The sequence below is a fragment of the Halomonas halodenitrificans DSM 735 genome (assembly GCF_000620045.1).
In the GTDB taxonomy this organism is placed as follows: Bacteria; Pseudomonadota; Gammaproteobacteria; order Pseudomonadales; family Halomonadaceae; genus Halomonas; species Halomonas halodenitrificans.
This window is the reverse complement of the sequence record NZ_JHVH01000028.1, coordinates 1-12,147: the sequence shown is the minus strand read 5'-3', so window position 1 is coordinate 12,147 and position 12,147 is coordinate 1. Positions and strand designations below refer to the sequence as shown.

Below are 12,147 nucleotides of genomic sequence, written 5' to 3'. Positions count from 1 at the left end.
ACTCCGTATCGTTCATACTGGGAGATTCTATCGCACCATCGATCGGGAAGAGCCCGATAGAAGCGTCGAGCCCCGGGCCTGCTCGCCGTGGTTACGCTTGGCGCAAGCATGGGGGCCTGGGGTCCTCACAATGACAATATGGAGACAATGCCATGGCTGCAAAACGCATCCTGATGCTGGTCGGTGACTTCGCCGAAGACTACGAGGTAATGGTTCCCTTCCAGGCACTGCTCATGGTAGGCCATCGAGTGGACGCCGTCTGTCCCGGCAAGGAGGCAGGCGACAAGATCAAGACCGCCATCCATGATTTCGAGGGTGATCAGACCTATACCGAGAAACGAGGCCATGATTTCATCCTCAACGCCACCTTCAAGGACGTGGAGGTAACGAACTACGATGCCCTGGTGATCGCCGGCGGGCGTGCTCCCGAGTATCTGCGCCTAGACCCCGAGGTCCTCGCGATGGTTCGCCACTTCGCGGAGGAAAACAAGCCACTCGCCGCCGTCTGCCACGGCGCCCAGGTACTCGCCGGGGCGGAAGTGATCGAGGGGCGGCGCGTGTCGGCCTACCCGGCCTGCGCTCCCGAGGTGCGACTCGCCGGCGGAATCTACGCCGACATCGCGATCGATGCCGCCGAGACCGACGGCAACCTGGTCACGGCACCGGCCTGGCCTGCCCACCCGGCCTGGCTCGCGGCCTTCCTGGAGGTACTGGGCACCCGCATTTCCCCTTGATCGCTCCCTGTCATCAGCTCCGCGAGCGCCGATCATCGGCGCTCGCGGTCGCTCCTGCCCTCCTCCTCAACGGCCACCGCGCCAGCGACACTTCCGGCTCACCAGCCATGCCAGCCGCGGATCCGAGCCCTCTCTTGACTTCCTCCCATTCCCTCGCACGACTCGAGACCTCATGCGAAGTTGTCAATCGAACAAAGAGCGCCTTTTGACTTTCAAAAAAGCAGAAAAGCGCTAATACCATGCCAGACGGCTTAGCATTAAACGAAAGCATAACCCTATAAAAACAGATTTAAAACAATACTTTAAACACAGAAACGATTGACGGCCGAGAAAGATATTGCAATGTTCGCTACCAACTCTTAGTTTTCAAAAACGAACTACACTTGCTCCCAAAACGACAATCCAAGGAACCATCATGACTCCCTTACTAGGCGAAGTCTTAGGCACCATGATCCTGATCATCTTCGGCGGCGGCGTCGTCGCCGGGGTGGTTCTCAAGCATTCCAAGGCCGAGGCAAGCGGCTGGATCGTCATCACCTTCGGCTGGGGCATGGGGGTCGCCATGGCAATCTACGCGGTCGGTCAGTTCAGTGGTGCCCACATCAACCCCGCGGTTACCATCGCACTGGCGATCAACGGTGATTTTCCCTGGTCAAGGGTGCCGGGTTATGTCCTCGCCCAGCTGCTCGGCGCCTTCATCGGCGCGATGGTGGTCTGGCTGCATTACTACCCTCACTGGGAAAAGACCGATAACCAGGACGCCAAGCTGGCCGTCTTCTCTACCGACCCCGCCATCACTCATACGCCTTCCAACCTGATGAGCGAGGTCATCGGGACCTTCGTGCTGGTGCTGAGCGTTCTGGCCATCGGCGCCAATGACTTTACCGAGGGACTCAACCCCCTGATCATCGGCCTGCTGATCCTTGCCATCGGCCTGTCACTCGGCGGCACCACCGGTTACGCCATCAACCCGGCCCGAGACCTGGGGCCGCGCCTGGCTCACTGGATCCTGCCCATCGCCGGCAAGGGCGGATCAAACTGGAAGTATGCCTGGGTCCCCGTCGTGGGGCCATTAATCGGCGGCGCTGCCGGCGGGCTCTTCTATCGCTACGTCTTTATCGAGGGAAGCTCACTGGCACTGGCGATTGCCTTGTCCGTGGTCCTGGCATGCCCGGTCATCGTGTCCCTCTTCGCGCAGCGCCGCAAGAAGCTGCATTCCCTCCCCGAGATGCCGGCGACTGGCGCCCTTGGCGCCGCCGATGTTCATCACCAGGGCTGATGGATAGCGCCACCGCAAGACGACAGCAACCGATATCCAACAAGAGCAAGGAACACATCATGGAACAACGCTATATCATGTCGTTCGATCAGGGCACCACCAGCTGCCGTGCCATCCTCTTCGACCGAGATGCCCAGATCGTGGGCATCGCCCAGAAGGAATTCAGCCAACACTACCCCACACCCGGCTGGGTCGAGCACGACGCCATGGAAATCTGGGGCAGCCAGATGGGCGTGGCCCGTGAGGTCCTGGAAACCCAGGGCATCAAGCCTTCCGAAATAGCCGCCATCGGCATCACCAACCAGCGCGAGACCACCGTCGTCTGGGATCGTCACACCGGAAAGCCCATCCACAACGCCATCGTCTGGCAGGATCGCCGCACCGCGGCCCTATGTGACGAGCTCAAGGCGCGTGGACTGGAAGATTATATTCGCGAGACCACCGGCCTGGTGGCGGATTCCTACTTCTCGGGCACCAAGATCCGCTGGATCCTCGACAACGTCGAAGGCGCTCAGGAGCAGGCCGAGCGCGGCGATCTTCTGTTCGGCACCATGGACACCTGGTTGGTGTGGAACCTGACCCGCGGCGAGCGCCATATCACGGATGTCAGCAATGCCTCGCGCACCCTGCTCTATAACATCCATAGCCTGGAGTGGGACCAGCGCATGCTCGAGGAGCTGAACATTCCGGCCGCCATGCTGCCGGAGGTGCGGCCCTCGAGCGAGGTCTACGGCACCACGGGGGCCGAGATGTTCGGCGGCGCCCGGGTGCCCATCGCCGGCATCGCCGGCGACCAGCAGGCCGCCCTGTTCGGCCAGACCTGCTTCGAGAAGGGCATGGTCAAGAATACCTACGGCACCGGTTGCTTCTTGCTGATGAATACCGGCGAGACGCCCGTACCCTCCAAGTCCGGCCTGTTGACCACCATCGCCTGGGGAGTGGACGGCAAGGTCGAATATGCCCTGGAGGGCGCCATCTTCATCGCCGGGGCGGCCGTGCAATGGCTGCGCGATGAACTCAAGCTCATCGACTCCGCCGAGGACTCGGAATACTACGCCGGCAAGGTGGAAGATGCCGGTGGCGTCTATGTGGTCCCGGCCTTTGCCGGGCTGGGGGCCCCTTACTGGGACATGTACGCCCGGGGGGCGATCTTCGGGCTCACCCGCGGTACCCGCAAGGAACACATTACCCGGGCCACCCTGGATTCCCTGGCCTACCAGACCCGGGATGTCATCGACGCCATGCAGGCCGACTCCGACATCACCCTGAAGTCCCTGCGGGTGGACGGTGGCGCCGTGGCCAACAATGTCATGATGCAGTTCCAGGCCGACATGCTCGGGGTAAACGTGGAGCGTCCCGTCGTCACCGAGACGACCGCCCTGGGAGCGGCCTACCTGGCCGGCATCGCCGTCGGCGTGTGGACCAAGCCTGAGGTGGTCGGCAAGGGCAGGCTGGAGCGCACCTTCGAGCCACACATGGACGACGAGCTGCGCGAGCGTAGCTACAAGGGCTGGAAGAAGGCCGTCCGCCGCAGCATGGAGTGGGAGCGGGAAGACGCGGAATAAATGCCGCGCCCCCTGCGCTTGCCGCGGGGGGCAGCCCAACCTCAAGGCCAGCCCCTTCCCCGCAGGGCCTCGGCTGTGTCCGCCGACCGGTGCAGAAAGCCCCATATACTCGTGATTGGAGCCCCCATGAAACTGCGTGACAGCAATATCGATAAACTGGCCAACGAGACCTTCGACGTGCTGATCATCGGCGGCGGCATCAACGGTGCCTCCGCGGCGGCGGCGCTGGCCGGCAAGGGCGTCAAGGTGGCACTGATCGACCGCGGTGACTTCGCCGGCGCCACCAGCATGCACTCCTCCAACCTGGTCTGGGGGGGCATCAAGTATATGGAGAGCTATGATTTCGCACTGGTCCGCAAGCTCTGCAAGAGCCGTAACCACCTGATCAAGAGCTTTCCCTCCACGGTCCAGGAAATCCGTTTTTCAACCACCATCGCCAAGGGCTTTCGCTATCGCCCCCGTTACCTGTGGGCGGGAACCTGGCTCTACTGGCTGATGGGCAATGGCTTCACCAAAATCCCACGCTTCTTGACGCCCTCGGCCATCAAGGCCCGGGAGTCGATTATCGACACGCGCGACACCGTGGGGGGCTTCGAGTATTCCGATGCCTACCTGCACGACAATGATGCACGCTTCGTCTTCAACTTCATTCGCAGCGGCTTGAACCACGGCGCCGTGGCGGCCAACTACGTCGAATCCCGAGGAGGAAGGCGTGAGGACGGCAGCTGGCTCATCGATGCCCGCAACGTCATGAACGACGATACCTTCGAGATCCGCGCGAAGGTGGTCATCAATGCCGCCGGCCCCTGGGTCGACCAGCACAATGCCCTGACCGAGCAGCAGACGCCGCATCAGCACGCCTACTCCAAGGGTATTCATCTGATCGTGCCCCGGCTCACCGACAGCCAGCGCGTGCTGGCCTTCTTCGCCGATGACGGCCGGCTGTTCTTCGTCATCCCCATGGGGCAACGCACCTGCATCGGCACCACCGACACGCGGATGGAAAGCCCCGAGGTACAGGTCACCGACGAGGATATCGACTTCGTACTCGACAATATCAACAAGCGCCTCGACCTGGACCAACCCCTCGAGAAGGACGACATCATCGCCACCCGCTGCGGGGTGCGCCCCCTGGCGGTCAAGCCCAGTGCCGGCGGCGCCCGAGACTTCCTGCAGCTTTCCCGCAAGCATGCCATCGACACCGATGAAGCGACGGCCCATATCAGCATCTTCGGCGGCAAGTTGACCGACTGCCTGAACGTGGGAGAGGAGATCGTCGAAGAAGTGCGGCGGCTGGGCGTGACCGCCCCCTACCCCGATGCCCTCTGGTACGGCGAGCCTCCCGAATCGGTCAGGCAGGAATTCCTGCACCAGGCACGATTGATGGACCTCGACGCCATGACCCCGCCGGAAGCCCCCGAGCCGCTGTCCACACGGCTATGGCGGCGCTACGGGATCCATGCCCTGGACATGCTCGAAGAGATCCGTGAGGACCCGCGTCAGGGCGAGCTGCTGATCGAGGGCACCGAGTACATCCGCTGCGAGCTGCGCCAGGCACAGCGCCGCGAAATGATCACACGACTCGAGGACTTCCTGCGTCGTCGCTCGAAGATCTCCCTGGTGGTCAGCAACGAGCGTATCCGCCACTCCCCCGGCCTGATGGAGGCCTGCGAGATCCTGTTCGGCGACAAGGCCCAGCAGCGCTTCGACGAGTACTTCGACGATCGGGGCGATGCACCCCAGGAGACGCTGAGCGCCTCCACCGAGGCCCATAACCCGGCGCGTTCCGAATCGCTGAAGTGGTGACCCTCTCCCCGGATTGAGCCCAGGAAAAGCGACGGGGTCATGCCTTCAACGGCATGCCCCCGTCACATCCGCCATCATCCATGGTGGTCTTTCACATCGAGGATCTTCAGCGTGTTGGTGCCGCCATGGGCGTTCATCTCGTCGCCCCGCGTCAGCATCACGTGGTCTCCCGGCTCGGCGATGCCCTTCTCCACCAGCAGCGCCAGGGCCCGGTCGTTGAGCTCCTGGGCCGTCATCTCGCTGGTGTCGAAGGGCAGCGACACCACGCCGCGATAGAGCGCCATGCGGCGCTGGGCGATGGCGCTATGGGCCAGGCCGATGATGGGCAGCCCCGAGCGGATACGCGAGGCGATCAGCGGCGTGTAGCCGGTCGATGTCATGCAGGCGATGGCCGCCACGCCGGAGAGATGGTTGGCGGCATACATGGCGGAGAGCGCGATGGTCTCGTCGACCTGGGTGAACCCCTCGTGGATGCGGTGGCCCGATTCCTGGGCGATCCTCTCGCGCTCGGCGCCCAGGCATACCCGGTCCATGGCCTCGATGGTCTCCACCGGGAAGTCGCCGGCGGCGGTCTCGGCGGAGAGCATCACCGCATCGGTGCTGTCGAGAACGGCGTTGGCGACGTCGAACACCTCGGCACGGGTGGGCAGCGGCGACTCGATCATCGACTCCATCATTTGGGTGGCGGTGATCACCGCGCGGTTCAGGCTGCGTGCCCGCTTGATGATGCGCTTCTGGGTGCCGATCAGCTGTTCGTCGCCGATCTCCACGCCGAGATCGCCGCGGGCCACCATCACCGCCTCGCAGGCCTCGATGATGCCGTCCAGCGTCGCATCGTCGGCCACCGCCTCGGCGCGTTCGAGCTTGGCCACCAGGCCGATCTCCTTGCCGGCCTCGCCCAGCAGCTCCCGCGCCTCGGTCATGTCGGCGGCGTGGCGGGGAAAGGAAACCGCCAGATAGTCCACGCCGATGTCGACGGCGGTGGTCAGGTCGGCCCTGTCCTTGTCGGTCAGCGCCGGCGCCGAGAGCCCGCCGCCCAGCTTGTTGATGCCCTTGTTGTTGGAGAGCCTGCCGCCCACCGTCACCGTGGTATGAATCTCCTGACCCACCACGGCGGTGACGTCGAGCACCAGCCGGCCATCATCGAGCAGCAGGCGGTCGCCGGGGGCGACGTCGTCGATCAGCTGCTGGTAGTCGCAGCCCACACGCTCCGCGTCGCCGTCATCGCTGCCCAGTGCCATGTCGAGGATAAAGGAAGCGCCCTCGGCGAGCTCTACCGCGCCCTCGCGGAAGCGGGCGGTGCGGATCTTGGGTCCCTGCAGGTCGCCCAGGGCGGCGACGCTGCGGCCCTGCCGGGCGGCGATCTCGCGGACCCGCTCGAGGCGGCGACGATGATCGTCGGCGCTGCCATGGGAGAAGTTCAGGCGCACCACATCGACGCCGGCGTCGATCATGGCCTCGAGCACGCCGTCGTGGTCGCTGGCGGGGCCCAGGGTGGCCACGATCTTGGTGCGGCGGATGGGGTCGTGAATGGGGGCATGGGGGGGAAGTGTCATGGCGTCCTCGGCAGGATCAGGATGGCACGGAAGTCGTTGACGTTGGTCCGCGTGGGGCCGGTCACGATCAGACGGCCCAGCCTCTGGAAGAAAGTATAGGCATCATTGCGTGACAGAAAGGCGGCCGGGTCAAGTCCCAGGCGCTCTGCCCGTGCCCGGTCACCCGCGGCAAACAGCGCGCCGGCATTGTCTTCCGAACCGTCGATGCCGTCGGTATCGATGGCCAGGGCATGAATGCCTGCCTTCCCCTCCAGCGTCTCGAACAGCCCCAGCAGGTACTCGACGTTGCGCCCGCCGCGACCATTTCCCCTCACGGTGACGCTCGTCTCTCCCCCGGACAACAGTAACAGCGGGCTCGTCGCCTCCTGCTGACAGTCGAGCGCCAGGCGCGCCTGGTCGCGGCCCAGGTCACGGGCCTCGCCTTCGAGATCATCGCCGAGCATGCGCACCTCGATACCACTCGCCTCCGCGGCCAGGCGGGCGGCCTCCAGGGCGTCGGAGGCGCGCGCCAGCACCCGGGGACGGTCGTGCTGGAAGCCTGGATCCTCCGGCGCCGGCGCCTCGCCGGTCGTTTCCAGGTGACGGCGGACCTCATCGGGAATCTCGATGCCATGGCGCTCCAGAATGGCCAGGGCATCCGCCGGAGAGCTGGCATCCGGCAGCGTAGGCCCCGAGGCGACCAGGGTGGGATCGTCGCCGGGCACATCCGAGATCAACCAGGTCAATACCCGAGCCGGATGCGCCGCCGCGGCCAGGCGCCCGCCCTTGATGGCCGACAGGTGGCGGCGCACGGTATTGATCTCGCGGATCGGTGCCCCGCAGCGCAGCAGCGCCTGGTTGAGGGCCTGCTTGTCCGGCATGCCGATGCCCGGCGGCGGCAGGCTCATCAAGGCCGAGCCGCCGCCGGAGACCAGCGCGATCACCAGATCATCCTCGCCCAGCGGCTCCACCGCCTCGAGCATGCGCCGAGCGGCCTCCTCGCTGAGGCCATCGGGCATCGGATGCGAGGCCTCGAGGACCTCGATGCGCTCACAGGGAGCCCCCGGATCTTCGGGGCCATGGCCGTAGCGAGTCACGACCAGCCCCGCCAGCGGCGCCTCGGGCTGATGGGCCAACCAGGCCCGCTCCAGCGTCACCGCCATGGCGGCGGCGGCCTTGCCGGCGCCCACCACCAGGGTACGACCGGCGGGCGGTGACGGCAGTTCGCCGGGCAGCAGGCTATCGGGATGAACGGCACGCACGGCGGCGTCGGCCAGGCTGCGCAACAACTGCAGGGCCTGTGCCTCGGACAGCGCGGCGATGGCCTCGGGGGAGGATGAGGACGGCGTGGTGACCATGAGAGTTCTCCTCTGTGGCTAATGGCCCCCGCCCGGGCGCTATCGATATTCGGGGGGCGTAAAAAAAGTCCCGGTGACGGGTCGCCCCTACCACCGGGAAGGGCCGCCATGGGCGACCCGGGAGGCGTGCAACGATCTAACACTTGCCTCCCGGAACCCGTCAACCTCGACCGGCCACTGACGACCGGCTCGGCCTCGACGGGCTCCACGGGGAGCAGTCACCTCCCCTGTCGTCGCTGACCCAGCACCGGGTCAGCAAGCGATCTCATTGCTGACCCACCTCGTGGTTGGCCAGTGTCTCCAGGGCGCGCAGGATGCCGGCGTGATCCCAATCGGCGCCACCGTTGGCGGCACAGGCCTGGAACAGCTGCTGGGCGTTGGCGGTGCCGGGCAACGACAGATCGAGGGTGCGCGCCCCTTCCAGTGCCAGGTTGAGGTCCTTCTGGTGCAGCTTGATCTTGAAGCCGGGGTCGAAGGTGCGCTGGATCATGCGCTCGCCGTGGACGTCGAGGATCTTCGACTGGGCCAGGCCACCGAGCAGCGACTCGCGCACCTTGGCCACATCGGCGCCGGCCTTCGAGGCAAACAGCAGCCCCTCGGCGACCGCCTCGATGGTCAGGGCAACGACAATCTGGTTGGCCACCTTGCAGGTTTGACCGGCGCCATGACCGCCGATGTGGGTGATCGTCTTGCCCATCACCTCGAGGATAGGCGAGGCCTGCCTGAAGCCCTCGTCGGTGGCCCCGACCATGATGGTCAAAGCGGCATTGATGGCGCCGCCTTCCCCGCCGGAGACCGGCGCATCCACGTACTCGCCGCCGGCCTCGGTGATGCGCTTGGCGAACGTCTGGGTCGGGATCGGCGCGATGGAGCTCATGTCGATCACCAGGGTGCCCGGCTTGAGGCCCTCGATGACGCCGCCCTCACCGAACAGCACCTCCTCGACGTTGGGGGTATCCGGGACCATGGTGATGACCACCTCGGCCTCGGCGGCCACCGCCGCGGGGTTATCGAGTTCGCGCATGCCTTTCTCGGCCAGGGCGGCATCCAGGGTGCCGCGCCTGACGGTGACCAGTTCGTGGCCGGCGTCCAGCAGATGCCCCGCCATGGGGCGCCCCATGATGCCCAGTCCGATAAAACCGATCTTGCTCATGATGATTCTCCTGTCACTTCACTTGCGTGATGCGTCGCTTCGTTTCTCGATCTTTCCTGGTGCGAAACGCGTTACGTTTCAGCGAACGTCGTCCAGCCAGCCCAAGCCTTCCTGGGTGCCCGCCTGGGGCTTGTACTCGCAGCCGATCCAGCCGGCGTAGCCGAGACGCTCGAGATGGTCGAACAGAAAGGGGTAGTTGATCTCACCGGTTCCCGGTTCGTGGCGACCCGGGTTGTCGGCCAGCTGCACATGGGCAATACGGTCGAAGTGCTTCTCGATGGTCGGGGCCAGGTCGCCTTCCATGATCTGCATATGGTAGATGTCGTACTGCAGCTTGAGATTGCGGGAGCCCACCTCGTCGAACAGCGCCAGCGCCTGCTCGGTACGGTTCAGGAAGAAGCCTGGGATGTCGCGAGTATTGATGGGCTCGGCGATCAGCAGGATACCGGCGGCCTCGAGCCTTTCGGCGGCGTAGCGCAGATTCTCGACCAGGACCCGACGCGCCTCGTCATCGTCGACGCCGCCGGGCTGGATGCCGGCCAGGCAGTTGACCTGGGTGTTGCCCAGCACCTGGGCATACTCGATCGCCTTGTCGACGCCGGCGCGAAACTCCTCGATGCGATCAGGATGACAGGCGATGCCGCGCTCGCCGGCCCCCCAGTCCCCCGCCGGCAGGTTGAACAGCACCTGCTCCAGGCCGTTGTCGTCGAGGCGGCGCTTGATCTCGGCGGCCTCGAAGTCATAGGGGAAGAGATATTCCACGCCCTTGAAGCCGGCCTCGGCGGCGGCCTGGAAGCGGTCGAGAAAGTCCACCTCGGTGAACAGCATGCTGAGATTGGCGGCAAACTTGGGCATATCGAACTCCTTGAGTCGTCTGTCATTGCTCGGGGTTATCTGGCGACCACCCGGGGCTGATCCGGCGACAGGTCTACGAGGAGGCGCTGTGAATACATCCCTGTACGCTACCGATTCCCTCCCTGGAATCGGACCTCCTCTTCGACCTGCCCCCGGCGCCCCTCGTCGCATCTTATCGACGTATCAGCGCAGTGCGGCGATGGAACTCGGCGCGTCGGCGGTGTTCTCGGCCAGGGCCTCGAACTCGTTGACGCCGCCCAGGTCGGTGCCCATGGAGATGTTGGTGACGCGCTCGAGGATCACTTCGACCACCACCGGCACACGGTACTGGCGCATCAACTCGCGGGCCTGCTCGAGGGCCGGCGCGATCTGGTCGGGCTCGGTAACGCGGATCGCCTTGCAGCCCAGCCCCTCGACCACGGAGACATGGTCCACCCCGTAGCCGTTGATCTCGGGGCAGTTGATGTTCTCGAACGACAGCTGCACCTGGTAGTCCATCTCGAAGCCGCGCTGGGACTGACGAATCAACCCCAGGTAGGAGTTGTTCACCAGGACGTGGATATAGGGCAGATTGAACTGCGCCCCCACCGCCAGCTCCTCGATCATGAACTGGAAGTCATAGTCGCCGGACAGGGCCACGATCTCGGTGTCCGGGTCGGCGCGACGCACGCCCAGGGCAGCCGGAATGGTCCAGCCCAGCGGGCCGGCCTGGCCACAGTTGATCCAGTGGCGGGGCTTGTAGACGTGCAGGAACTGGGCGCCGGCGATCTGCGACAGACCGATGGTGCTGATGTAGCGGGTGTTCTTGCCGAACACCTTGTTCATCTCTTCGTAGACGCGCTGTGGCTTGACCGGCACGTTGTCGAAGTGGGTCTTGCGCAGCAGGGTGCGCTTGCGCTCCTGGCACTCCTCGGCCCAGGCGCTACGGTCCTTGAGCCTGCCTTCGGCCCGCCATTCCCTGGCCACCTCGACAAACAGCTTCAGGGCCGCCCCGGCGTCGGAGACGATGCCGTAATCCGGGCCGAAGATGCGGCCGATCTGGGTCGGCTCGATATCCACGTGAACGAACTTGCGGCCCTCGGTGTAGGTATCCAGAGCACCGGTATGTCGATTGGCCCAACGGTTGCCGATGCCCATCACGAAGTCGGATTCGAGCAGGGTCGCGTTGCCGTAGCGATGCGAGGTCTGCAGCCCCACCATGCCGGCCATCAGCGGATGGTCGTCGGGAATGATGCCCCAGCCCATCAGGGTCGGGATGACCGGCACACCGGTCAGCTCGGCAAACTCGGTGAACAGCTCGCCGGCATCGGCGTTGATGATGCCGCCACCGGCGACCAGCAGCGGCTTGTCGGCGTCATTGAGCATGGCCAACGCCTTCTCGACCTGGGCGCGGCTGGCGGCGGGCTTGTAGGTCGGCAGCGGCTCGTAGGTATCCGGATCGAACTCGATCTCGGTCATCTGCACGTCGATGGGCAGGTCGAGCAGCACCGGCCCCGGACGCGCGCTGCGCATCAGGTGAAAGGCCTGCTGGAAGGCGCGCGGCACCTGGGCCGCCTCGAGCACGGTGACGGCCCACTTGGTCACCGGGCCGGCGATGGCCTGGATGTCCACCGCCTGGAAGTCTTCCTTGTGCAGCTTGCCGGTCGGCGCCTGGCCGGTGATGCACAGGATGGGGATGGAGTCCGCCGAGGCGGAGTAGAGCCCGGTGATCATGTCGGTACCGGCCGGGCCGGACGTGCCGATGCACACACCGATGTTGCCGGCCTCGGCCCCCAGTGTCAGGATGAGTGTCGCACCCTCTGATACCCTGTTCTTATAAACCGACCAGGGGGCGAAAGGAGACACTCATGCCTCGTTACTCC

General features: G+C 65.0%; 9 protein-coding genes. 4 read left to right on the top strand and 5 right to left on the bottom strand.

Translation table 11 applies throughout. The annotated features are described in order from the left end of the window. The first annotated feature begins 152 nt into the window (after positions 1-152). The 4 genes from Q358_RS0112445 (at position 153) to Q358_RS0112430 (ending at position 5,384) form a co-directional block, all read left to right on the top strand. Positions 153-734: a DJ-1/PfpI family protein gene (locus Q358_RS0112445; protein WP_027962307.1), complete on the top strand. Its 582-nt coding sequence runs from the start codon at positions 153-155 to the stop codon at positions 732-734. 415 nt (positions 735-1,149) lie between these two features. Beyond that, complete coding sequence (locus Q358_RS17425; RefSeq protein ID WP_051530365.1) at positions 1,150-2,013, top strand: MIP/aquaporin family protein; 864 nt, start codon at positions 1,150-1,152, stop codon at positions 2,011-2,013. A gap of 59 nt (positions 2,014-2,072) precedes the next feature. Beyond that, positions 2,073-3,578 carry a glycerol kinase GlpK gene (glpK, locus tag Q358_RS0112435; protein ID WP_027962306.1) on the top strand — a complete coding sequence of 502 codons (1,506 nt, stop codon included), beginning with the start codon at positions 2,073-2,075 and terminating at the stop codon, positions 3,576-3,578. A gap of 126 nt (positions 3,579-3,704) precedes the next feature. Further along, a complete protein-coding gene (locus Q358_RS0112430; protein ID WP_027962305.1) occupies positions 3,705-5,384 on the top strand; it encodes a glycerol-3-phosphate dehydrogenase/oxidase in 1,680 nt (559 codons plus the stop codon). 74 nt (positions 5,385-5,458) lie between these two features. On the opposite strand, the gene pyk is transcribed toward Q358_RS0112430, so the two are convergent. The 5 genes from pyk to gcl all read right to left on the bottom strand — a co-directional run bounded on the left by pyk (position 5,459) and on the right by gcl (position 12,070). Next, the gene (gene pyk / locus Q358_RS0112425; protein ID WP_027962304.1) at positions 5,459-6,940 is read right to left on the bottom strand and encodes a pyruvate kinase; all 1,482 of its coding nucleotides are present in this window, start codon (positions 6,938-6,940) and stop codon (positions 5,459-5,461) included. Further along, entirely contained in the window at positions 6,937-8,277 is a 1,341-nt protein-coding gene (locus tag Q358_RS0112420) for a glycerate kinase type-2 family protein (RefSeq protein ID WP_084286551.1), read from the bottom strand. The genes pyk and Q358_RS0112420 overlap by 4 nt, the downstream gene beginning before the upstream one ends. Before the next feature lie 265 nt (positions 8,278-8,542). Beyond that, positions 8,543-9,430 (bottom strand): 2-hydroxy-3-oxopropionate reductase, encoded by an 888-nt coding sequence (locus tag Q358_RS0112415; RefSeq protein WP_027962302.1) that lies wholly within the window; start codon positions 9,428-9,430, stop codon positions 8,543-8,545. A gap of 78 nt (positions 9,431-9,508) precedes the next feature. After that, complete coding sequence (gene hyi / locus Q358_RS0112410) at positions 9,509-10,285, bottom strand: hydroxypyruvate isomerase (RefSeq protein ID WP_027962301.1); 777 nt, start codon at positions 10,283-10,285, stop codon at positions 9,509-9,511. Positions 10,286-10,468: 183 nt separating this feature from the next. Next, positions 10,469-12,070: a glyoxylate carboligase gene (gcl, locus tag Q358_RS17420; RefSeq protein WP_425402558.1), complete on the bottom strand. Its 1,602-nt coding sequence runs from the start codon at positions 12,068-12,070 to the stop codon at positions 10,469-10,471. Between the last annotated feature and the right edge of the window lie 77 nt (positions 12,071-12,147).

Excerpts from the sequence above, each read along its gene's own strand:
- Q358_RS0112445 (WP_027962307.1), top strand. The coding sequence starts at position 153 with ATGGCTGCAAAACGCATCCTGATGCTGGTCGGTGACTTCGCCGAAGAC.
- Q358_RS17425 (WP_051530365.1), top strand. The coding sequence starts at position 1,150 with ATGACTCCCTTACTAGGCGAAGTCTTAGGCACCATGATCCTGATCATC.
- glpK (WP_027962306.1), top strand. The coding sequence starts at position 2,073 with ATGGAACAACGCTATATCATGTCGTTCGATCAGGGCACCACCAGCTGC.
- Q358_RS0112430 (WP_027962305.1), top strand. The coding sequence starts at position 3,705 with ATGAAACTGCGTGACAGCAATATCGATAAACTGGCCAACGAGACCTTC.
- pyk (WP_027962304.1), bottom strand. The coding sequence starts at position 6,940 with ATGACACTTCCCCCCCATGCCCCCATTCACGACCCCATCCGCCGCACC.
- Q358_RS0112420 (WP_084286551.1), bottom strand. The coding sequence starts at position 8,277 with ATGGTCACCACGCCGTCCTCATCCTCCCCCGAGGCCATCGCCGCGCTG.
- Q358_RS0112415 (WP_027962302.1), bottom strand. The coding sequence starts at position 9,430 with ATGAGCAAGATCGGTTTTATCGGACTGGGCATCATGGGGCGCCCCATG.
- hyi (WP_027962301.1), bottom strand. The coding sequence starts at position 10,285 with ATGCCCAAGTTTGCCGCCAATCTCAGCATGCTGTTCACCGAGGTGGAC.